This window comes from Burkholderia sp. A2, from assembly GCF_001729305.1.
Taxonomy (GTDB): domain Bacteria; phylum Pseudomonadota; class Gammaproteobacteria; order Burkholderiales; family Burkholderiaceae; genus Burkholderia; species Burkholderia sola.
In genome coordinates, this window is record NZ_LZXX01000106.1 from 150440 (window position 1) to 170861 (window position 20422).

Annotated in this window: 22 protein-coding genes; 19 read left to right on the forward strand and 3 right to left on the reverse strand. The window is 66.5% G+C overall.

Annotated features, from left to right (window positions below):
- The first annotated feature begins 5 nt into the window (after positions 1-5).
- From A9Z05_RS37025 to A9Z05_RS23665, 4 genes are all read left to right on the forward strand, one after another.
- A complete protein-coding gene (locus A9Z05_RS37025) occupies positions 6-146 on the forward strand; it encodes a cytochrome oxidase small assembly protein (protein ID WP_089435671.1) in 141 nt (46 codons plus the stop codon).
- A gap of 35 nt (positions 147-181) precedes the next feature.
- Positions 182-793 carry a cytochrome c oxidase assembly protein gene (locus A9Z05_RS23655; RefSeq protein ID WP_069620246.1) on the forward strand — a complete coding sequence of 204 codons (612 nt, stop codon included), beginning with the start codon at positions 182-184 and terminating at the stop codon, positions 791-793.
- A gap of 16 nt (positions 794-809) precedes the next feature.
- The gene (locus A9Z05_RS23660) at positions 810-1010 is read left to right on the forward strand and encodes a DUF2970 domain-containing protein (RefSeq protein ID WP_069620247.1); all 201 of its coding nucleotides are present in this window, start codon (positions 810-812) and stop codon (positions 1008-1010) included.
- Positions 1011-1153: 143 nt separating this feature from the next.
- Positions 1154-2011, forward strand: coding sequence for a cytochrome c oxidase subunit 3 (locus A9Z05_RS23665; RefSeq protein ID WP_039346195.1), 858 nt, complete (start codon positions 1154-1156; stop codon positions 2009-2011).
- A 174-nt stretch (positions 2012-2185) separates the two neighbouring features.
- Here the strand turns inward: A9Z05_RS23665 and A9Z05_RS23670 are convergent, their stop codons facing one another.
- Positions 2186-2395, reverse strand: coding sequence for a twin transmembrane helix small protein (locus A9Z05_RS23670; protein WP_006477735.1), 210 nt, complete (start codon positions 2393-2395; stop codon positions 2186-2188).
- Between the two features lie 84 nt (positions 2396-2479).
- On the opposite strand from A9Z05_RS23670, the gene A9Z05_RS23675 reads away from it, so the two are divergent.
- From A9Z05_RS23675 to A9Z05_RS23695, 5 genes are read left to right on the forward strand one after another with little or no spacing between them, the layout of a single operon-like run.
- Entirely contained in the window at positions 2480-3190 is a 711-nt protein-coding gene (locus tag A9Z05_RS23675; RefSeq protein WP_069620248.1) for an SURF1 family protein, read from the forward strand.
- A gap of 60 nt (positions 3191-3250) precedes the next feature.
- Complete coding sequence (locus tag A9Z05_RS23680) at positions 3251-3877, forward strand: cytochrome C oxidase subunit I (RefSeq protein ID WP_069620249.1); 627 nt, start codon at positions 3251-3253, stop codon at positions 3875-3877.
- Positions 3878-3902: 25 nt separating this feature from the next.
- The gene (locus tag A9Z05_RS23685; RefSeq protein ID WP_069620250.1) at positions 3903-5015 is read left to right on the forward strand and encodes a heme A synthase; all 1113 of its coding nucleotides are present in this window, start codon (positions 3903-3905) and stop codon (positions 5013-5015) included.
- 8 nt (positions 5016-5023) lie between these two features.
- Complete coding sequence (gene cyoE, locus A9Z05_RS23690; RefSeq protein ID WP_069620251.1) at positions 5024-5926, forward strand: heme o synthase; 903 nt, start codon at positions 5024-5026, stop codon at positions 5924-5926.
- Between the two features lie 18 nt (positions 5927-5944).
- The gene (locus tag A9Z05_RS23695; protein WP_069620252.1) at positions 5945-6562 is read left to right on the forward strand and encodes an SCO family protein; all 618 of its coding nucleotides are present in this window, start codon (positions 5945-5947) and stop codon (positions 6560-6562) included.
- 181 nt (positions 6563-6743) lie between these two features.
- Here the strand turns inward: A9Z05_RS23695 and A9Z05_RS23700 are convergent, their stop codons facing one another.
- Complete coding sequence (locus A9Z05_RS23700; RefSeq protein ID WP_069620253.1) at positions 6744-7034, reverse strand: YciI family protein; 291 nt, start codon at positions 7032-7034, stop codon at positions 6744-6746.
- A gap of 237 nt (positions 7035-7271) precedes the next feature.
- Here A9Z05_RS23700 and A9Z05_RS23705 point away from each other — a divergent pair, with 237 nt between their 5' ends.
- The 4 genes from A9Z05_RS23705 to A9Z05_RS35185 all read left to right on the forward strand — a co-directional run bounded on the left by A9Z05_RS23705 (position 7272) and on the right by A9Z05_RS35185 (position 11112).
- On the forward strand, positions 7272-8912 hold the full coding sequence (locus tag A9Z05_RS23705) for a methyl-accepting chemotaxis protein (RefSeq protein WP_069620313.1): 1641 nt from the start codon (positions 7272-7274) through the stop codon (positions 8910-8912).
- A gap of 211 nt (positions 8913-9123) precedes the next feature.
- The gene (locus tag A9Z05_RS23710) at positions 9124-9939 is read left to right on the forward strand and encodes a MetQ/NlpA family ABC transporter substrate-binding protein (protein ID WP_069620254.1); all 816 of its coding nucleotides are present in this window, start codon (positions 9124-9126) and stop codon (positions 9937-9939) included.
- Between the two features lie 396 nt (positions 9940-10335).
- Complete coding sequence (locus A9Z05_RS35180; RefSeq protein WP_218077819.1) at positions 10336-10701, forward strand: STM2901 family protein; 366 nt, start codon at positions 10336-10338, stop codon at positions 10699-10701.
- Between the two features lie 99 nt (positions 10702-10800).
- Positions 10801-11112, forward strand: a complete 312-nt coding sequence (locus A9Z05_RS35185) for a DUF1493 family protein (protein ID WP_176730241.1) — start codon at positions 10801-10803, stop codon at positions 11110-11112.
- A 126-nt stretch (positions 11113-11238) separates the two neighbouring features.
- On the opposite strand, the gene A9Z05_RS23715 is transcribed toward A9Z05_RS35185, so the two are convergent.
- A complete protein-coding gene (locus A9Z05_RS23715; RefSeq protein ID WP_069620255.1) occupies positions 11239-11547 on the reverse strand; it encodes a VF_A0006 family four-cysteine protein in 309 nt (102 codons plus the stop codon).
- Positions 11548-11764: 217 nt separating this feature from the next.
- On the opposite strand from A9Z05_RS23715, the gene imuA reads away from it, so the two are divergent.
- The 6 genes from imuA to A9Z05_RS23745 all read left to right on the forward strand — a co-directional run bounded on the left by imuA (position 11765) and on the right by A9Z05_RS23745 (position 20413).
- The gene (imuA, locus tag A9Z05_RS23720; protein ID WP_069620256.1) at positions 11765-12472 is read left to right on the forward strand and encodes a translesion DNA synthesis-associated protein ImuA; all 708 of its coding nucleotides are present in this window, start codon (positions 11765-11767) and stop codon (positions 12470-12472) included.
- Positions 12405-13892: a DNA polymerase Y family protein gene (locus A9Z05_RS23725; protein ID WP_069620257.1), complete on the forward strand. Its 1488-nt coding sequence runs from the start codon at positions 12405-12407 to the stop codon at positions 13890-13892. The genes imuA and A9Z05_RS23725 overlap by 68 nt, the downstream gene beginning before the upstream one ends.
- A gap of 6 nt (positions 13893-13898) precedes the next feature.
- Positions 13899-17117, forward strand: a complete 3219-nt coding sequence (locus A9Z05_RS23730) for an error-prone DNA polymerase (RefSeq protein WP_069620258.1) — start codon at positions 13899-13901, stop codon at positions 17115-17117.
- A gap of 311 nt (positions 17118-17428) precedes the next feature.
- A complete protein-coding gene (locus A9Z05_RS23735) occupies positions 17429-18163 on the forward strand; it encodes a GntR family transcriptional regulator (protein WP_069620259.1) in 735 nt (244 codons plus the stop codon).
- 122 nt (positions 18164-18285) lie between these two features.
- Positions 18286-19389, forward strand: coding sequence for an N-acetylglucosamine-6-phosphate deacetylase (gene nagA, locus A9Z05_RS23740; protein ID WP_069620314.1), 1104 nt, complete (start codon positions 18286-18288; stop codon positions 19387-19389).
- Positions 19382-20413, forward strand: a complete 1032-nt coding sequence (locus tag A9Z05_RS23745) for an SIS domain-containing protein (protein WP_069620260.1) — start codon at positions 19382-19384, stop codon at positions 20411-20413. Before nagA ends, A9Z05_RS23745 begins: the two co-directional genes overlap by 8 nt.
- Positions 20414-20422 lie beyond the last annotated feature (9 nt).

The following is a 20422-nucleotide window of genomic DNA, read 5'->3' on the forward strand; positions in this document are numbered from 1 at the left end:
TTCAGATGACCCGGAATCCATCAGAAAGACGAACGCCCGAGCAGATTCGCGCGGGCAACAAGCGGCTCGGCCTCACCCTGCTCGTCATCGCCGCCGTTTTTTTCGTGGGTGTCGTGATCAAGCAGTGGTGGCTGTCCACCCACTGATGCAGCAACTGACGCAGTAGCGAGGAAGTCGTCGTATGTCGAAGCCGGAAGAGGGCGCCGTGGATCGCGCGTTCAATCGTTCGATGCTGGTGAAGCTCTTCGTCGTGGCCGGGCTGATGTTCGGTTTCGGCTTCGCGCTGATCCCGATGTATCGGGCGATCTGCCAGATCACCGGCATCAACAACCTGGTGCAGCGCGATGTCAGCGCGCGCGAGGTGAAGAACTCGCAGGTCGACACCAGCCGCACGGTGTCGGTCGAGTTCGATGCGAACGCACGCGGGCCGCTCGGGTTCAAGCCGGAGCACAACAGCCTCGACGTGCATCCGGGCGAACTGACGACGATCGTGTACGACGTGACGAACGGGCAGGGCCGGCCGGTCGTGGCGCAGGCGATTCCGAGCTACGCGCCGAAGCAGGCGACGGAGTTCTTCAAGAAGATCGAGTGCTTTTGCTTCACGCAGCAGACGCTGACCGCGAACGAGTCGCGCAAGATGCCGGTGGTGTTCGTGATCGACCCGAAATTGCCGAAGGACGTGAAGACGATCACGCTGTCGTACACGTTCTTCGAGCTGAATACCCCGGCCACGCCGGCACCGGCGCAGCGCAGTACGGCGGCGGCGCAGGGTGCGGCGAAGCCGGACGCATGACGAAGGAGGCGGGGCGATGACGGAAGTCAAGCGGAGCGGAACGTTCGGTCAGGCGCTGAAAGCGGTGCTGTGGTCGTTCTTCGGGGTGCGCAAGCGGCGCGACCTGGAGGCCGACGCGACGCAGCTCAATCCGCTGCACGTGCTGATCGTCGCGTTGATCGCGGCCGGCATGTTCATCGGCGTGCTGATCCTGATCGTGCGTGCGGTCGTGGGTTGAGTAGCGGCTCGCGGCCACGAAAGAATGCAGTGCGCGGCGCCACGGCGCGGCGTGCGGGAAAGAGCGGTGGCGGTCTCGCCGCGCAAGAAATAAAGCCGGAGCGGTTTCCGGTACACAAATTGGACTGAAGTGGAGAATCAAGCATGAGCGGTCAAAACCAGACCCCGTACTATTTCGTGCCGCATCCGTCGCAGCATCCGATCAGCGCGGCCATCGGCCTGCTGGTCATGCTCGGGTCGACAGCGCTGTGGATCAACGGTCACGACTGGGCGCCCTTTACGGCGCTGCTCGGCCTGCTGTGGTTGCTCTTCACGCTGTATCACTGGTTCGGCGACGCGATCGCCGAATCGGAAGGCGGTCATTACGGCAAGAACGTCGACAAGTCGTACCGCTGGAGCATGAGCTGGTTCATCTTCTCGGAAGTCATGTTCTTCGGCGCGTTCTTCGGCGCGCTGTTCTATGCGCGTGAAATCGCGCTGCACCAGCTCGGCAGCCTCGACTACAAGCTGATCTGGCCGGACTTCTCCGCCGTGTGGCCGAACGAAGGCCCCGCCGCGCTCGCCGGTCACTTCAAGACGATGGGCCCGTGGCCGATCCCGACGCTGAACACCGCGTTCCTGCTGTCGTCGGGCGTGACGCTGACGATCTCGCACCACGCGCTGCGCGACGATCATCGCAAGAAGGCGATCGCGTGGCTGGCCGCGACGCTCGTGTTCGGTATCTGCTTCCTGTTCCTCCAGGGCTTCGAGTACTACCACGCGTACAACGAACTGAACCTGACGCTGAACTCGGGCGTGTACGGTTCGACGTTCTTCCTGCTGACCGGCTTCCACGGCTTCCACGTGTTCCTCGGCGGCACGATGCTCGCGGTGGTGCTGGTGCGGATGATCCGCGGCCACTTCAAGCCCGATCATCACTTCGCATTCGAAGGCGCCGCGTGGTACTGGCACTTCGTCGACGTCGTCTGGCTCGGCCTGTACGTCGTCGTCTACTGGCTGTAAATGGAAAAACGGCCCGCGCAGCGATGCGCGGGCCGTTTTCATTGGTGTCGCGGGCGCGGCGGCGAAGCTGCGGGCGAGACCACCCTGGCGCCGCCGCGACTCAGTCAGGCGGCGCTTTTACTTGGTGGCGCGGCCGTGCGGCTAAATGTCACGGCGGCCGGCGCGGCGACGGCATCAACGTCCGATCGGCAAACCGGTCGAATGGATCCAGCCCATCCAGTTCGCGAACAGGATGAGCAGGAACAGCGACACCGACAGCCCGACGCGGGTGGCGAGCGACCAGACCATGCGTTTCGTATGGCCGCGGTCGTGCATCATGAAGTAGAGCGCCGAGCCCATGCTGGCAATGATGAGGACGAAGGCGATGGGAACGAGTATGTGCATGACGCGAACCGGACGACGGCAATTCGAAAGGAAGAGGATAATTATCGCACTTCGCTTTCGCGAACGCGCCGGGCGGGCCGCCCGATGAAGATTCGCTGGCTGCCTGCGCTGCTGATCCTCGTCGTCGTCGCCGTCACGATCCGGCTCGGTTTCTGGCAGCGCGACCGCGCGCACCAGAAGGAAGCGCTGCAGGCGAGCATCGCGCGCTACGAGCAGGCGGCGCCGGTCGACCTCGGCGCGCAGCCGGTTCCGCTCGCGTCGATCGAGTTTCATCGCGTACGGGCAAAGGGCCGTTTCCTGCCCGAGCAGGCGGTGTTCCTCGACAATCGGCCGTATAACGACCAGCCGGGTTTTTACGTCGTGATGCCGTTTAAACTCACGGGCGGCGGCGTCGTGCTCGTGAACCGCGGCTGGCTGCCGCGCAACATCGCCGATCGCACGGCGATCGAGCCGTTCGCGACGCCGGCGGGCGACGTCGAGATCGTCGGCATCGCGCGCGCCGACGCGTCGCGCGCGTTCGAGCTCGGCGAAGGCGGGTCGGCCGCGCACCAGAAGATCCGGCAGAACCTCGACGTCGCCGCGTATGCGAAGGAAACCGGGCTGCCGCTGCAGCCGTTCGTGATCCAGCAGACGAGCGACGACGGCGACAGGCTCGTGCGCGACTGGCCGGCGGCGACGACCGGCGTCGAGCGCAATTACGGTTACATGTTTCAGTGGTGGGCGATGGCGGCGGCCGCGCTCGGCTTCGGCCTGTACGCCGCGCGGCGTGCGGCGAAGAAGTCGGCCGGCGCGTGAGCGTCATGCCAGGACGCGGCGCCGGCGCCGCGGGTTCGTTTCGAGAGGTCTGATTTGTCCATGCAATCTTCCCGTCAGGGTCCGGCCGCTGCGCCGATGTCGCCCGCGGCCCGCAAGCGCGGCCGCTGGATGCTCGTGCTGCTCGGTCTCGTGTGCGCCGCGCCGATGATCGCGTCGTACTTCACCTATTACGTGATCAAGCCGAAGGGCGGGTCGACGAACTACGGCACGCTGATCGAGCCGCAGCGCCCGATTCCGGCGGATCTGCAGGTCACCGACGAAACCGGCAAGACGGTGCCGCTGTCGTCGCTGCGCGGGGTCTGGCTGTTCGTGATGACCGACCGCAGCGCGTGCGACGACGCGTGCGCGCAGAAGCTCTATTTCATGCGCCAGATCCGCGTCACGCAGGCGGGCGAACGGCACCGGATCACGATGGTGTGGCTGCGCAGCGATGCGGGCGCGGTGCCGCAGAAGGTGCTGGACGCATATCCGGACACGCGCCGGCTCGTCGCCGATCCGGCCGCGGTGGCCGCGTGGCTGCCGGCCGATGCCGGCACGAAGGACAGCGACCACATCTACATGGTCGACCCGAACGGCAACCTGATGATGCGTTTCCCGAAAGACCCGAATCCCAGCAAGATCAAGTCGGACGTGACGAAGCTGCTGAAGTGGTCGAGCATCGGTTAAGGCGAGAGAGCGAGGCACCATTCCGATGTCGTATCTACTGCAACTCGGCCTGATCGGCGCGTGCATCGCGCTGCTGCCGCTGTCGTACGTGTGGGTGAAGGCCGACGACGACAAATTCCGCAAGCTCGTGTGGATCACCACGTTCCTGACGCTCGACCTCGTGATGTTCGGCGGCTTCACGCGGCTGACCGATTCGGGCCTCGGCTGCCCCGACTGGCCGGGCTGCTACGGCACGTCGTCGCCGTTCATCGCGCACGCCGCGATCACGGCCGCGCACCAGGCGATGCCGACCGGGCCGGTCAGCATGACGAAGGCGTGGATCGAGATGATCCACCGCTATTTCGCGATGGCGATCGGCGTGCTGATCATCGCGCAGGTGGCGATCGCGTGGGCTGCGCGGCTGCGCCGCCGCCCACTGCACGTGTCGCCGTGGTGGCCGACGAGCCTGCTGCTGCTGATTCTCGTGCAGGGCGCGTTCGGCGCATGGACGGTCACGATGAAGCTGCAGCCGGTGATCGTCACGATCCACCTGCTGCTCGGCCTCACGCTGCTCGGCACGCTCGGCTGGCTCGCGGCGCGGCAGACGCCGCTGCCGTCGCATGATCCGGAGGCCGGGCGTTACCGGGCGGCCGCGCTCGCGGCGCTCGTGCTGCTGGTCGTGCAGATCGCGCTCGGCGGCTGGGTGAGCACCAACTACGCGGTGCTCGCGTGCACCGACTTCCCGACCTGCAACGGCCAGTGGATTCCGCCGATGGACTTCCAGCACGGCTTCCACCTGTGGCGCGCGCTCGGGATGACGAAGGATGGCGACGCGATCACGCAGGACGCGCTGGTTGCGATCCACTGGACGCACCGCACGTTCGCGTTCGTCGTGGTCGCGTATCTGGTCGCGTTCGCACTGAAGATGCGCCGCTTCGAATCGCTGCGGCGGCCCGCGAACGGCGTGCTGCTGGTCGTCCTGCTGCAGTTCGTGACGGGCCTGACCAACATCGTGCTGCAGTGGCCGCTGCCCGTCGCCGTCGCGCACAACGGCGGGGCCGCGATCCTGCTGCTGCTCGTCGTCATGTTAAACTTTCGCATCCTTTCAAGCCGCCCCGGCCGTGTCGCGCAGCCTGCGCGCGACGCCGCCCCGGCGTGACCGTCCCCATGCAAAGCACCCTCTCCCAATCGCCCGGTAGCCGCTTTTCCCAATACATGGCGCTGACGAAGCCGCGTGTCACGCAGCTCGCGGTGTTCTGCGCGGTGATCGGCATGTTCCTCGCGACGCCGGGCATGGTGCCTTGGCATGTGCTGATCGGCGGCACCGTCGGCATCTGGCTGCTGGCCGGCGCCGCGTTCGCGATCAACTGCCTCGTCGAACAGAAGATCGACGCGATGATGCGCCGCACCGCGTGGCGTCCGTCCGCGCGCGGCGAGATCACGACGCCGCAGATCCTGCTGTTCTCGGCCGTGCTCGGCAGCGTCGGCGCATGGACGCTTTACACGTTCACGAATCCGCTGACGATGTGGCTGACGATCGCGACGTTCGTCGGCTACGCGGTGGTGTACACGCTGCTGCTCAAGCCGATGACGCCGCAGAACATCGTGATCGGCGGCGCGTCGGGCGCGATGCCGCCGGCGCTCGGCTGGGCTGCCGTCACCGGCGCGGTGCCGGGCGACGCGTGGATCCTCGTGCTGATCATCTTCGTGTGGACGCCGCCGCATTTCTGGGTGCTCGCGCTCTATCGCCGCAAGGATTACGAGAACGCCGGGCTGCCGATGCTGCCCGTCACGCACGGCGAGAAGTTCACGCGGCTGCACATCCTGCTGTATACGGTGATCCTGTTCGCGGTCACGATGATGCCGTTCATTTCCGGCATGAGCGGGGCCGTCTACCTGACGAGCGCGGTGCTGCTCGGCGCGGTGTTCCTCGCGTATGCGTGGAAGATCCATCGCGACTATTCGGACGAACTCGCCCGCAAGGCCTTCCGCTACTCGATCGTCTATCTGTCGCTGCTGTTTGTCGCGCTGCTCGTCGATCACTATGCACGTCCGCTGCTCGGCGTGTAACCGCACGGTTTGAACGCAATGCTCCCATCACGGTTCGGGCGCCGCGCGCGCCAAGGCTGGATGCTCGCGTGCGCATTCGCGGCAGTGCTGCTGCTCGCCGGATGCGACAACGCGCCGAAATTCCAGAATCTCGACATCACCGGCAACACGCAGTTCGGCAGCGATTTCTCGCTGCCCGATACGACCGGCAAGGTCCGCACGCTCGCCGACTTCAAGGGCAAGGCCGTCGTGATGTTCTTCGGCTATACGCACTGCCCGGACGTGTGCCCGACCACGATGGCCGAGCTGTCCGAAGCGCTGAAGCAGCTCGGGCCCGATGCCGCGAAACGCGTGCAGGTGCTGTTCGTCACCGTCGACCCGGAACGCGACACGCCGGCGCTGCTCGGCCAGTACGTGCCCGCATTCGATCCGTCGTTCATCGGCCTGCGGCCGGCCGACGAAGCGGCGCTCAAGAAGGTCACGAAGGATTTCCGCGTGTACTACGCGAAGGTGCCCGGCAAGACGCCCGGCAGCTATACGATGGATCACACGGCCGCGAGCTACGTGTTCGATCGCGACGGCAAGCTGCGCCTGTTCGTGCGCGACGGCCAGGGCCCGGCCCCGTGGGTCCATGACCTGAAGCTGCTGGTCGACTGACCGGCAGCCGCCGGGCGCGCGGCCCGGCGTTTCGCGTGACGGCCGTTTCGCGCCATCACGTCTTCCCTCTCGCTTCGTTGTGCGCATGCGCTGCCCGCCGGGCGGCGCGTCGGCATGCGCGCGTCGCGCCGAAGCCGAAGCCGAAGCCGAAGCCGAAGCCGAAGCCGAAGCCGAAGCCGCGTTACGGCAGCGCCGGCAGGTTGAAGCCGGACGCGGCGCGCGTGATCCGGAATTCCGTCACGCGATAGGTGGCGAGCCCCTCGGTGACGAACGGGTCGGTTTCGAGGATCGCGTCGAGTTCGTCGCGATCGATGCGGGCCGCGAGGATCACGCCGCCTTCGCGCGGCACCTTCGGTCCCGCCGCGATGAAGATGCCCTTGTCGAACTGCGGCTGCAGATACGCGCGGTGGCGTTCGAGCGCGTCGTCGATGCGCTCGAGCGACGCGGTGTAGTGGATGTCGATGACGTACATATGGATGGCCCTGGAATGATGCCGGCGCTTCGGGCGCCGGCCGGTCTTTTTAGCACAGCGGACGCGGGCTGTCGCGCCGGCGCCCCGCGCGACGGGCTGCGTGCCCGTCGATCGCCGGTTCGCTGCGGCGACGCGTATTCAAGATGTAAGCCTCGGTGCCGTAAATGAAAGAGCAACCGTTTGCGCGCGGCAGGCCGTTCGCGCGCCGGATGCATCGACATCGACAGAGGCACGCAGATGAGCAGAATGAGTTTGAACCGCAAGCTGTGGCTCGCGCTTGCGCTGGTATGGATCGGTCTTCTGGGCGTCGGCGCATGGAGCGCCTACGAGACGCGCGCGACGATGCTCGCCGAACGCAAGGCCGGCATCGCGAATCTCGTCGACTCGGCGGCGGGCATCGTGAAGGCCTATCACGCGCTTGCGCAGAGCGGCACGATGCCCGAGGCCGACGCGAAGCGCGACGCGCTCGCGCGCCTCGCCGCGATGCGCTACGGCGATTCGGGCTATGTGTTCGTGATGGATTCGAAGCCGGTCGTGCTGATGCACCCGACGCTGCCGAAGCTCGTCGACACGCAGGTCGGCGACTATCTCGATCCGGACGGCAAGCCGCTGTTCGTGACGATCCTGAACGCGGCGAAGGCGACCGGCAGCGGGTTCGCCGAATACCGCGGGCGGCTGCCGCACAGCGAGACGGCCGTGCCGAAGATCAGCTACGTCACGCGATTCGCGCCGTGGGACTGGAACATTTCGAGCGGCGTGTTCCTGAAGGACATCGACACCGTCTATTACCGGACGCTGCTCGGCCACCTGGCCGTGGTGTTCGTGATCGGCTTCGTGATCAGCGCGGCGATGCTGGTGATCATTCGCAACGTGCGCGGCAGCCTCGGTGGCGAGCCGGATGAAGCGGCCGCGCTCGCGACGCGCATCGCGCAGGGCGACCTCACGCAGCCGGTGCCGGTGCGCGCCGGCGACCGCACGAGCATGATGGCCGCGATGCACGACATGCAGGCGCGGTTGGAGGCGACGATCGGCGGGATTCGCCAGTCGGCCGAAGCGATCGCGTCGGCGAGCCGCCAGATCTCGGCCGGCAACGACGACCTGTCGCAGCGCACCGAGGAGCAGGCCGCATCGCTCGAGGAAACGGCCGCGAGCATGGAGCAACTGACCGCGACGGTGAAGCAGAACGCGGACAACGCGCGGCAGGCGAGCGGGCTCGCGAACAACGCGTCGGACATCGCGCGCACCGGCAGCGACGTCGTAAACCGCGTGATCGGCACGATGGGCGAGATCGACGACAGCTCGCGCAAGATCGCCGACATCATCGGCGTGATCGAGGGCATCGCGTTCCAGACCAATATCCTCGCGCTGAATGCGGCGGTCGAGGCCGCGCGGGCGGGCGAGCAGGGCCGCGGCTTCGCGGTGGTCGCGGGCGAGGTGCGTTCGCTCGCGCAGCGCAGCGCGACGGCCGCGAAGGAAATCCGCGCGCTGATCGTCGATTCGGTCGAGCGCGTGCGCAACGGCTCGACGCTGGTCGGTCAGGCCGGCACGACGATGGGCGAGATCCTGCAGGCGGTCGCGCGCGTGACCGACATCATGGGCGAGATCGCGGCCGCGTCCGAGGAGCAGGCGAGCGGCATCACGCAGGTCGGGCGCGCGGTCACGCAGATGGACCAGGTGACGCAGCAGAACGCGGCGCTGGTCGAGGAAGCGGCGGCGGCGGCCGCGTCGCTGCAGGAACAGGCCGCGCGGCTGCGCGATACGGTCGGCGCGTTCCGGGTCGGCAAGACCGGCGGCCCGTCGGCGCGCGGGGCCGGCGGCAGGGCGGCCGAACCGGCATTCGGCGGCGCGAGGGCGATCGACGAGGTGGTGGCGGCGTGACGGGTGTCGGCCGATGGGCCGACGCGTCGACGAGAAAGTGCAACTAACGGCCGAATCGGGCATCGGCCGCCGGCACTGCGCTGGTGCATACCCATATGAGCGGGATGTATTTCACTTCCCGCCGATCCTGTGACACCATTTGCCCCTTCCTGCGAGTCCGGGCATACCCGTATCGCGCCCCATTTCAAGTAAGCAAGAAAGCGAGAAACAGATGAAGCGTCGCAGTCTCCTGAAGGTATTTTCCGTGCTGGCCACCGGCGCCACGCTGACGCTGTCGGCAGGCGCGCACGCCGACGACAAGGTGATCAAGGTCGGCACGGTCGCCGGCCCGGATGCGGAAGTGTGGCAAGTCGTGCAGAAGGTCGCGAAGGAGAAGGAAGGCCTGAACGTGAAGGTCATCGAGTTCAACGACTACGTGCAGCCGAACGCGGCGCTCGATTCGGGCGACCTCGACGCGAACAGCTTCCAGCATCAGCCCTACCTCGACAGCCAGGTGAAGCAGCGCGGCTACAAGATCGTCAGCGCGGGCCTGACCTACATCTCGCCGATCGGCGTGTATTCGAAGAAGTTCAAGTCGCTGAAGGATCTGCCGCAGGGCGCGAAGCTCGCGGTGCCGAACGATCCGTCGAATGAAAACCGTGCGCTGCTGCTGCTGCAGACCCAAGGCGTGATCAAGCTGAAGGCTGGCGCCGGCACGGGCGGCAACAACGCGACGGTGCTCGACATCGCCGAGAACCCGAAGAAGCTGAAGATCTCCGAACTCGACGCCGCGCAACTGCCGCGCGTGCTGTCGGACGTCGACGCGGCCGTGATCAACACGAACTACGCGCTGGCCGCGAACCTGCAGCCGACCAAGGATGCGATCGCGCTCGAAGCGCTGACGAGCCCGTACGCGAACCTGATCGCCGTGCGTGCGAAGGACAAGGATCAGCCGTGGGTGAAGAAGCTGGTCAAGGCGTACCAGTCGCCGGAAGTGAGGGAATTCATCAAGAAGCAGTTCAAGGGCTCGATGGTCGCGTCGTTCTGAACGCGATCGGTTGATCGAATGAAGGCCTGCACGTGTGCAGGCCTTTTTTTTGTGTGCGAGCGGAATGCTTTTCGAGATGCAGGAGTAGTGTGAAGATTACACGCCGCAATTGCATCGGCATTCATGGATGAAAGCCGATTGGTAACGGTTCGACACGTTGGTATGGAACGTGTGCGCGACTGCTCGAATTCGGAATCGCTATGCATTTTCTCTCTCTGGCATCCCGCTGCACTCCGTCATTGCTTATGCCGAGCCGAATAACGATTCATTCGGCATGAAATTCCATCACCGTTGCGGTGCGGTCGGCCAATAGGTCGGCCGGATTTGTCGGTACGGTAATCGTGCGTCTTCGTTAGACTAAAAAATATTTTTAAAAACTACGAACGAGGACGCTGAATGGGTGCTGTTGAGAAATTGAATGGGACTTACCATTACTACGGGATGGCCAATCTGACTGCGGGAGAGTTGTTCTTCTGGATCATGGTTGACGAAACGATGAATCGGTTGGGCGTCGATGATGTCGTGTCGGTCGGTATGATCTTGCTTGGTAGAAGTAATTTGCCGACCAGGGTAAAGCCGGGCGGTGCGATACAGGGGACTTCGCGTGCAAGCAAATACTCAAGAAGAATTTTTCAAAAGGCTCAATTCCCGTTTGGTTGGAGATTGCCAACACTGGTAGGCGGATCCGTGCGAAATTTGAAAATCAGGTTGCTTGGAAACATCGGAACCTTCGTAGGAAGAACGACTCCTGTGCTTGGTTAGGTGATTCTTGCAAGTGATATTTCTATTATTGCCGGCAAGACGGTCGCTCACTGCAATAGAGTTGCAAGAGAGGGGGTGTGGTAGATCTTGAAAAAAAGGGTGATTGAATTTATAGGGAAAAAGTCCGGATTCTCTATATCATTCATGGCCGATGGGATAACGGAAAGGACCGATTTGGATCTGGACTTGCGTTTTGATGATTGTGAGGTCGAGGATCTGATGTGGGAGTATTCGGCGAAATTTAATGTTGATATAAGTGGGTTCGATATTAAAAAATATTATCCGGAAGACGATTCTTCGTTTCTTGACTTGATCAATCCGTTTAAGAAAAAAGTGATCCATCGTGTTCCGGATCTGAATGTTCGAGTGCTGATCGCATCGGCAAAAGCGGGGCGCTGGCTCTACGACTGACCGCTCACCGAGTTTGTCTACGACCTGACGGGGGGCACTGTCCGGCGTTGCTGCAAACATCGCGCAGCCCCTTTTTCATATCGGTGCGCGTAAAGGAGGGCCGACAGCGTGGCGTTCAGCCCCCGCTCACATCTCCCCACGCCGCGAGCAGATCGACATGATCTGCTGGATCGCGTAGTTGTCGCGCACGCCGGGCAGCGACTGCACGACGCACTCGTGAAAGCGCCGTTCGCGCGGCAGCAGCATCGCGTTGTTGCGGTACAGCGCGTCGCACGAGCGCTGGATCAACTGGGCCGCCGCGCCGTTACGGCTTTCGCGCAGCGCATTGAGCATGCAATCGTCGTATTGCGCGCTGCCGTCGGTCAGCGCGAAGGCTGCGCCCGGCAGCGCCAGCGCGACGGTCGCGCATGCGATCGCACGAATCGTTCGTTTCAAGTCCCCTCCAATGGTGTGGGTCGGGTCGGCGGACAGCATAACGTAAAGCGCTCGACGCGGCTGACGCGTTGCGCCGATGCGGGCCGGTGCGCCGTGGCAGGACGGACGCCCCGGCTTCTCCCTGATTTCTTCCGACGAAAACCGGTTTTACACCGCTGCTGTGCGGCGCGCGCGCATTGCCATATACTGTATATCCATACAGTTGTGGGTTGGCATCATGCTCGCATCCTCCATTGCTCCCGAGTCCCTTCATCCGTCCCTTTGGCGCGGCTCGCAACTCGCGCGCGGCGGTCCGCGCACGATCGACACGGGCTTCGCGCCGCTGTCGGCCGAACTGCCGGGCGGCGGCTGGCCGGTCGGCGGCCTCGTCGAACTGCTGGCCGCGCAGCCGGGCTGCGGCGAGATGCGGCTGCTCGCGCCCGCGCTCGCCCGCGCCGTCAGCGCGCGGCGGCCGCTCGCGCTCGTCGCGCCGCCGCAGTCGCCGCATGCCGCCGCGCTTGCCAGTCTCGGCGTGCCGGCCGACACGCTGCTGTGGCTGCGCGCCGGGAGCCGCACCGATGCGCTGTGGACCGCCGAGCAGGCGCTCAAGACGGGCTGTTGCGGCGCGCTGCTGCTCTGGCAGGACGCGCGGCCCGATGCGCTGCGGCGCCTGCATCTCGCGGCCGCGCGCACCGGCGACACGCTGTTCGTGATGCTGCGCCCGCTGTCGGCCGCGCGGCAGCCGTCGCCGGCCGTGCTGCGCGTCGCGCTGCATCCAGTGCCGGGCGGCGTGTCGCTCGACATCGTCAAGCGTCGCGGGCCCGCGCGCAGCGAGCCGTTCGTGCTCGATTTGCCGTCGCCCATCGTGGAGAGCCGCTATGCGCGTCTTGCTCGGCATCCATCTGCCGCGCCTGCCGCTCGACGTGTGCGCCCCGCCGCCGTCTGACGCGGCGGCCGGCGAGACCGGCTGTGCGGTGCTCGAGCAGGGTGTCGTGCTGATCGCCGATGCGGCCGCGCGCCGGCAGGGCGTACGCGCGGGCATGAAGCGCGGCGGCGTGCTCACGCTCGCGCCCGCGACGCATCTCGTCGAACGCGATCCCGCCCGCGAAGCCGATGCGTTGCGCGCGGTCGCGCTCGCGTTGTTGCGCTTCTCGCCGTGCGTCGCGCTCGACGACGAAGCGACGCTGATCGTCGACGTCGGCCCGAGCCTGCGCCTGTTCGGCGGGCTGCCGTCGCTGTGCCGCCAGGTGCGGGCGACGCTCGCGGCGCTCGGCTATGCGGCGCGCCTGTCCGCCGCGCCGACCGGGCGCGGCGCGTGGCTGCTCGCGCGCACGTCGGCGCGCTCGCGCATCCGGCGCCGCGTCGCGCGTCACGCGTCGCTCGTTCGCGCGCTCGATCGGCTGCCCTGTGTGCTGCTGCCCGACGCGCGTCCATATGCGGGCTGGTTCGACGGCCTCGGCTGCCGCACGCTTGCCGATCTGCGCCGCCTGCCGCGCGCGGGGCTGCAGCGGCGCTGCGGTCCCGCGCTGCTGGCCGCGCTCGATCGTGCATACGGCGAAGCGGTCGAGCCGCTCGCGTGGATGGCGGTGCCGCCCGTGTTCGACGTGCGGCTCGAATTGCCGGAGCGCGTCGAATACGCGGAAGCCGTGCTGTTCGCCGCACGGCGGCTCGTCGTGCAGCTGTGCGGCTGGCTGGCCGCGCGGCAACTGTCGCTGGCCGCGATGACGTTCGATCTCGAGCACGAGCGCGGCCGCCAGGCCGTGCCGCCGACGCCGCTCGAGCTCGCGTTCGCGGCGCCCGTGCGCGACGAAGCGCATTTCATGCGGCTGCTCGGCGAGCGGCTCGCGCGCGTCGAGTTGCCGGCCGCGGTGATCGCGGTGCGGCTGAAGGCCACGCGCGTCGAATCGGTCGCGCCGCCGGCCGACGATCTTTTCCCCGAGCCGGGCGGTACGCGGGAAACCCGCGAGCGGTTGCTCGAACTGCTGGTCGCGCGGCTCGGCGCGGACAACGTATTGCGCGCGGCGCCCGTCGCCGATTACCGGCCCGAGGTCGCGAACCGCTGGTTGCCGCTCGATGCGCAAGCGGGCAAGCCTGTTGCCGGTCCGCCCGCCGCGCCGCCGCGTCCCGCGTGGCTGCTCGCCGAGCCGCTGCCGCTTCTGATGCGCGGCGAGCGGCCGGTATTTCATACGCCGCTGCGGATGATGTCGTCGGCCGAGCGAATCGAAGCCGGGTGGTTCGACGGGCAGTTGATCGCACGCGATTACCACGTCGCGCAGGACGAAGAGGGCGCGTGCTACTGGGTATTCATGGAGCGGACGAGCAGTCAGGCTGCCCCGCGCTGGTTCCTGCACGGCCTGTTCGGGTGAGCGGAGATGGTTGCGGAATTCAGCTTGCTGCCCGATTACGCGGAGTTGTTCTGCCGCTCGAACTTTTCGTTCCTGCATGGCGCGTCGCATGCGGATGAACTGGTCGAGCGTGCGGCGGAACTCGGCTATCGCGGGATCGCGATCACCGACGAATGCTCGCTCGCCGGCGCGCCGCGCATGCATGTCGCCGCGAAAGCGAAAGGGTTGCCGCTCGTCATCGGTTCGTATTTCGACGTCACGCCGGATGAAGTCGCGCCCGGCCAGGATCCGGGGCCCGGTGCGTTCGGACTCGTGTTGCTCGCACAGAACCGCGAAGGGTACGGCAACCTGTCCGAGCTGATTTCGTGGCGGCGGATGGAGTCGCCGAAGGGAACTTACCGGCTGACGTCGCGAATGTTGTCGAGGCCGCCTGAGAAATTCGCCCATCTGCGCGGCATGCCCGACTGCTTCGCGATTCTCGTGCCTGCGTATCCGGTGCGGGCGGACGTGCTCGACGCACAGGTCGCATGGTTCCGCGCGACGTTCGGCGAGCGTGCGCGGCTCGGGCTCGTGCAGTTGCAGCGCGCGCTGGATGGTGCGCAGCGCGACGAGATTCGCGAGGCGGGCAAACGGCGCGGCGTGCGCATCGTCGCGCTTGGCGACGTGACGATGCATAAGCGCTCCTGCAAACCGCTGCAGGACGTGATGACGGCGATTCGCGTCGGGATGCCGGTTTCTGAATGCGGCTATGCGCTCGCGCCGAATGCGGAGCAGCATCTGCGTTGGCGGAAGCGAATCGCAGAACTGTTTTCGCCGAACGAGATGGCGGAGACGTGCGCGATTCTCGACGCGTGCGATTTCGATCTCGGCAAGCTGCGCTACGAGTATCCCGACGAGATCGTGCCGAAGGGGCTTACGCCGACGCGCTATCTGGAACAGGAAACCTTCGCGGGCGCGGCCGGGCGTTATCCGAACGGCATTCCGGAAAAGGTAGAGAAGCAGATCCGCTATGAACTCGACCTGATCGCCCAACTGAAGTACGAACCGTTCTTCCTGACCGTCTACGACATCGTCAAATACGCGCGCAGCCAGAACATCCTGTGCCAGGGCCGTGGTTCGGCCGCGAACTCGGTGGTCTGCTATTGCCTCGGCATCACCGAGGTCGATCCCGACCAGAGCACGACGCTGTTCGAGCGCTTCATCAGCGCAGAGCGCGGCGAGCCGCCCGACATCGACGTCGACTTCGAGCATCAGCGTCGCGAAGAAGTGATCCAGCATATCTACAAAAAATACGGCAAGGATCGCGCCGCGCTCGCGGCCGCCGTTTCGACGTATCGTCCGCGTGGCGTGTTGCGCGAAACCGGCAAGGCGCTCGGCGTCGATCCGATGCTGGTCGATCGCGTCGCGAAGGGGCATCGCTGGTTCGACGGCAGCCGCGATCTGCTGCAGCAATTCGCGTCGACCGGGCTCGATCCGGCGACGCCGATCATTCAGTCATGGGCCGAACTGGCGGGGCGCCTGCTCAACTTCCCGCGTCACCTGTCGCAGCATTCGGGCGGCTTCGTGATCAGTCGCGGCAAGCTCACGCGGCTCGTGCCGGTCGAGAACGCGGCGATGGACGGCCGGCGCGTGATCCAGTGGGACAAGGACGATCTCGAGGCACTCGGGCTGATGAAGGTCGACGTGCTCGCGCTCGGCATGCTGTCGGCGCTGCATCGCGCGTTCGACCTGCGCACCGCATGGCGCGGGCCGCCGGAGCCGGACGGCGAACCGTTCACGCTGAAACACATTCCGCAGGACGACAAAGCAACCTACGACATGATCTGCCGTGCCGATACGGTCGGCGTGTTCCAGATCGAATCGCGTGCGCAGATGTCGATGCTGCCGCGGTTGAAGCCCCGCCACTATTACGACCTCGTCGTCCAGGTATCGATCGTGCGGCCCGGCCCGATTCAGGGCGGCGCGGTGCATCCGTATTTGCAGCGGCGCAGGATCGTGGCCGGCGAAGAAGAGGGTGAGGTCACGTATCCGAGCGACGCGCTCAGGGAAGTGCTCATTCGCACGCTGGGTGTGCCGATCTTCCAGGAACAGGTGATGCAGATCGCGATCGTCGCCGCGGGTTTTACGCCTGGCGAAGCGGATGACTTGCGCCGCGCGATGGCCGCGTGGAAGCGCAAGGGCAATCTCGAGAAATATCAGGACAAGATCATCAGCGGGATGCTCGAACGCAACTACACGCGCGAATTCGCCGAGCAGATCTTCGAGCAGATCAAGGGCTTCGGCGAATACGGTTTCCCCGAAAGCCATGCGGCCAGCTTCGCGAAACTCGCGTACGCGAGCAGCTGGCTCAAATGTCACGAACCGGCGATCTTCCTCGCCGCGCTGCTGAACAGCCAGCCGATGGGCTTCTATCCGCCGTCGCAACTCGTGCAGGACGCAAAGCGTCACCGCGTGAAGGTGCTGCCGATCGACGTCACGCAAAGCGGTTGGGAAGCGTCGCTCGAAGCGCTGCCCGATCAGCCGCCGCCGCACGGCCAGCCCGCGGTGCGGCTCGGCCTGTCGCTCGTGCGCGGCTTGGGCGAAGCCGCCGCGCGGCGCATCGAAGCCGCTCGCACCGCTGGCCCGTTCGACAACGTCGACAGCCTCGCGCGCCGCGCGCAGCTCGAACGACGCGATCTCGAAGCGCTCGCCGCCGCGAACGCGCTCGCGACGCTCGCCGGCCATCGCCGCGATGCGCTGTGGCAGGCCGTCGCCGCGGCGCCGGAGCGAGACCTTCTTGCCGCCGCGCCAATCGACGAAGTGGAGCAGCCCGCGCTCGGCGCGCCGTCGGAAGCCGACGACATCATCGCCGACTATCACACCACCGGCCTCACGCTGAACCGCCACCCGGTCGCGCTGCTGCGGCCGGCGTTGCGCGCGCAGCGGCTGTCGTCCGCGGCCGAGCTGCGCGACCGTCCCGACGGCCGGCTCGCACGCGCCTGCGGGCTCGTGATCGCGCGGCAGATGCCGGGCACCGCGAAGGGCGTGATGTTCATGACGCTCGAAGACGAAACGGGCTGCGTGAACGTGATCGTCCGGCCCGAGCTGCTCGCGCGGCAGCGTCGCGAAACGCTCGATTCGCGGCTGCTCGCGGCGTCGGGCGTGTGGCAGGTCGTCAGCGACGTGCGGCACCTCGTCGCGCAGCATTTCGAGGATCTGACGCCGATGCTCGGCGGCTTGCGCACGTCGAGCCGCGAATTCCACTGACGCCTGCATCGCGCCGGCCTGCTCGGCAGGTGCATACCAGTTGGCCTAATTGGTTCTATTCCGGTCTCATATTCGCACCCGAAACCCGACCGAACGGTGCACCGGAACCGTCCCTTTGCATACCGCTTCGGGTAAATCCCTATCCCGCACTGCATTGTAAACAAAGGCTTTGTCGGCACTAAAACGCTTGCCGCGCAAGGCTTTCGGCGATTTCCGCGACGCTAATACCAGTTCGTTGACTGGTATTATGGTGGTTATATAATGCGTTCACTTTCGACGGTCCGAGATCGTCGTCCGACACGCGGAGGCGCATGGAAACCGGCTGGTCCGAACTGGCGCCCGATCCCCTCGACGACACGCCGCTCTATCTGCAGCTCGCCCGCAACCTGGCGAGCGCGATTCACGCCGGCGCGTGGCGGGCCGGCGAGGCGCTACCGTCGGAGCGGCTGCTGTCGGTGTCGGTCGGCGTGTCGCGGATCACCGCACGCCGCGCGCTCGCGCTGCTGGTCGAGCAGGGCCTGATCAAGCGGGCGCGCGGGGCAGGCAGCTTCATCACGCCGCGTGTCGCCGATCCGCTGTCGCGGCTCGTCGGCTTCACCGCGAAGATGCAGCAGCGCGGCTTCGTGCCCGATTCGGTGTGGCTGGCGCGCACGCTGCGCGCCGCGAGCCGCGACGAGCTCACGCATCTCGGCCTTGCGCCCGGCGCGACGGTCGCGCGGCTCGAACGGCTGCGCCGCGCGGACGGCATCGTGATGGCGGTCGAGCACTCGACGCTGCCGGCCGCGGTGGTGCCCGATCCGCAGGCGCTCGGCGCGTCGCTGTACGAATACCTTGAGGCGCGCGGCATGACCGTCGTGCGCGCGCTGCAGCACTTTCGTGCCGCGAACGCGACGCACGCGATCGCGAAATGGATGGCGGTGAAGCCGGGCTCGGCGCTGCTGGTGATCACGCGCATCGGCTACGGCGCCGACCAGCGCGCGATCGAAGTGACCGAAACGTATTGCCGCGACGACTACTACGACTTCGTCGCCGAACTGAAACGCTGACGCGCGAGACTGCCCGCGCACCCCGCGCAATCGCGATGGAACGCAATCGCGCGCAATGAATCGCAACGAATTGGCCAATCACGACGCGGATGCCTGCGTCACCCGATCATCAAGAGAACGTCATGCTGACTGGCAACATCCTCACCTCCGACGGCTGGATCCACGGCTCGCTCGATAGCGAGAACGGCCGCATCACCACGCTCGACGGCACGCCCGTCGATCCCGCGACGAACGACGCGCCGTACATCCTGCCCGGCTTCATCGACCTGCACGTGCATGGCGGCGGCGGCGCCGACGTGATGGAGGGCGGCGACGCGATCGAAACGATCGTCCGCACGCACGCGCAATTCGGCACGACGAGCCTGCTCGCGACGACGATGACCGCGCCGCGCGACGAACTGATGGAGGTCGTCGCGAACCTCGGCATCGTCGCCCGCACCCGCACGCCCGGCGGCGCGCGCGTGCTCGGCGTGCATCTCGAAGGCCCGTACATCAACCCCGGCAAGCTCGGCGCGCAGCCGGACGCGGCCGTGTCGGCCGTGCTCGACGAGGTGCTGAAGTACCTGTCGATCGCGCCGATTCGCGTCGTCACGCTCGCACCGGAAATCGCGGGCCACATCGAGATCATCGGCGAGATGGCCGCGCGCGGCGTGCGCGTGCAGCTCGGCCACTCGCTCGCGACCTACGACGACGCGGTCGCCGCGCTCAAGCACGGCGCGTGCGGCTTCACGCACCTGTTCAACGCGATGTCGCCGCTGCATCACCGTAACCCGGGCCTCGTCGGCGCGGCGCTCGCGCATGCCGAATACGCGGAAATCATCCCCGACCTGCTGCACGTGCATCCGGGCGCGATCCGTGCGGCGCTGCGCGCGATTCCGCGCCTGTACGTCGTGACCGACAGCACGTCCGCCACCGGCATGCCCGACGGCGAATACCGGCTCGGCAGCCAGCACGTGACGAAGTGCCTCGGCGGCGTGCGGCTCGCCGACGGCACGCTCGCCGGCAGCACGCTGACGATGGACCAGGCGCTGCGCAATCTCGTGTCGCTCGGCCTGCCGATCGCCGACGTGTCGAACCGGATGTCGCGCTACGCGGCCGACTACCTCGGCATCGCCGATCGCGGCCGCCTCGAGCGCGGCGCATGGGCCGACCTCGCGGTGTTCGATCGCGACCTGAACCTCACCGCGACCTATGTCGAAGGAGAATCGATTGTCGAATATGCTTAAGGAAGCGCGCGAGTCCGCCCAGGTCGTCGCCGCGCAACTCGCCGACACCGCGCGCGTCGAAGCGCTCGCCGGCCAATTGCTCGATCACCCGCCGGCCGTCGCGCTGACGGTCGCGCGCGGCAGCTCGGATCACGCCGCCAGCTATTTCGCGAGCCTGACGATGAGCCGCCTCGGCGTGCCGGTCGCGTCGCTGCCGATGTCGGTCGCGACGCTGCAGCAGGCGCCGCTGAAGGTGCAGGACCAGCTCGCGCTCGCGTTCTCGCAGTCGGGCAAGAGCCCCGATCTCGTCAACACGATGGCCGCGCTGCGCGAAGCCGGCGCGCGCACCGTCGCCGCCGTGAACGTGCTGCCGTCGCCGCTCGCCGACGCGTGCGAGCACCAGTTGCCGCTGCTGGCCGGCCCCGAACTGTCGGTCGCCGCGACGAAGAGCTATATCGCGATGCTGTCGCTGTCCGCGCAGATCGTCGCGTACTGGCAGCGCGACGCCGCGCTGATCACCGCATTGCGCGGCCTGCCCGACGTACTCGCGCAAGCCGGCCGGCTCGACTGGTCGCAGGCCGTCGCCGCGCTCGCGGGCGTCGAGCGGATGATCGTGATCGGTCGCGGCCTCGGCCTCGCGATCGCGCAGGAAGCCGCGCTGAAGCTGAAGGAAACCTCCGGCATCCAGGCCGAGGCATTCTCGAGCGCCGAAGTCCGCCACGGTCCGATGGAACTGATCGATCGCGACTATCCGCTGCTCGTGTTCGCGCCGCCGGGGCCCGAGCAGGCCGGCCTGCTGCAGCTTGCCGCGGACATGCGTGCACGCGGCGCCGCCGTGCTGCTCGCGGCGCCCGCCGGCACGCCCGGCGTATCGACGCCCGGCGTATCGGGCACCGTGCTGCCGCTCGCGCAGTCGGCCCATTCGGCGCTTGACCCGATCGCCGCCATTCTTTCGTTCTACGTGATGGCGGCGGATCTTGCCGTCGCGCGCGGCCGCAATCCCGACACGCCGCGCCACCTGAACAAAGTCACCGAAACGCACTGATAGTCGAGA

What these genes read in the sequence shown, in the direction of transcription:
- A9Z05_RS23695 (WP_069620252.1), top strand. Translation starts at nt 5,945, where the DNA reads ATGCTCCCATCACGGTTCGGGCGCCGCGCGCGCCAAGGCTGGATGCTC.
- A9Z05_RS23700 (WP_069620253.1), bottom strand. Translation starts at nt 7,034, where the DNA reads ATGTACGTCATCGACATCCACTACACCGCGTCGCTCGAGCGCATCGAC.
- A9Z05_RS23670 (WP_006477735.1), bottom strand. Translation starts at nt 2,395, where the DNA reads ATGCACATACTCGTTCCCATCGCCTTCGTCCTCATCATTGCCAGCATG.
- A9Z05_RS23660 (WP_069620247.1), top strand. Translation starts at nt 810, where the DNA reads ATGACGGAAGTCAAGCGGAGCGGAACGTTCGGTCAGGCGCTGAAAGCG.
- A9Z05_RS23685 (WP_069620250.1), top strand. Translation starts at nt 3,903, where the DNA reads ATGTCGTATCTACTGCAACTCGGCCTGATCGGCGCGTGCATCGCGCTG.
- A9Z05_RS23725 (WP_069620257.1), top strand. Translation starts at nt 12,405, where the DNA reads ATGCGCGTCTTGCTCGGCATCCATCTGCCGCGCCTGCCGCTCGACGTG.
- A9Z05_RS35180 (WP_218077819.1), top strand. Translation starts at nt 10,336, where the DNA reads ATGGGTGCTGTTGAGAAATTGAATGGGACTTACCATTACTACGGGATG.
- nagA (WP_069620314.1), top strand. Translation starts at nt 18,286, where the DNA reads ATGCTGACTGGCAACATCCTCACCTCCGACGGCTGGATCCACGGCTCG.
- cyoE (WP_069620251.1), top strand. Translation starts at nt 5,024, where the DNA reads ATGCAAAGCACCCTCTCCCAATCGCCCGGTAGCCGCTTTTCCCAATAC.
- A9Z05_RS37025 (WP_089435671.1), top strand. Translation starts at nt 6, where the DNA reads ATGACCCGGAATCCATCAGAAAGACGAACGCCCGAGCAGATTCGCGCG.
- A9Z05_RS23710 (WP_069620254.1), top strand. Translation starts at nt 9,124, where the DNA reads ATGAAGCGTCGCAGTCTCCTGAAGGTATTTTCCGTGCTGGCCACCGGC.
- A9Z05_RS23735 (WP_069620259.1), top strand. Translation starts at nt 17,429, where the DNA reads ATGGAAACCGGCTGGTCCGAACTGGCGCCCGATCCCCTCGACGACACG.
- A9Z05_RS23665 (WP_039346195.1), top strand. Translation starts at nt 1,154, where the DNA reads ATGAGCGGTCAAAACCAGACCCCGTACTATTTCGTGCCGCATCCGTCG.
- A9Z05_RS23705 (WP_069620313.1), top strand. Translation starts at nt 7,272, where the DNA reads ATGAGCAGAATGAGTTTGAACCGCAAGCTGTGGCTCGCGCTTGCGCTG.
- A9Z05_RS23680 (WP_069620249.1), top strand. Translation starts at nt 3,251, where the DNA reads ATGCAATCTTCCCGTCAGGGTCCGGCCGCTGCGCCGATGTCGCCCGCG.
- A9Z05_RS23655 (WP_069620246.1), top strand. Translation starts at nt 182, where the DNA reads ATGTCGAAGCCGGAAGAGGGCGCCGTGGATCGCGCGTTCAATCGTTCG.
- imuA (WP_069620256.1), top strand. Translation starts at nt 11,765, where the DNA reads ATGCTCGCATCCTCCATTGCTCCCGAGTCCCTTCATCCGTCCCTTTGG.
- A9Z05_RS23745 (WP_069620260.1), top strand. Translation starts at nt 19,382, where the DNA reads ATGCTTAAGGAAGCGCGCGAGTCCGCCCAGGTCGTCGCCGCGCAACTC.
- A9Z05_RS23730 (WP_069620258.1), top strand. Translation starts at nt 13,899, where the DNA reads ATGGTTGCGGAATTCAGCTTGCTGCCCGATTACGCGGAGTTGTTCTGC.
- A9Z05_RS23675 (WP_069620248.1), top strand. Translation starts at nt 2,480, where the DNA reads ATGAAGATTCGCTGGCTGCCTGCGCTGCTGATCCTCGTCGTCGTCGCC.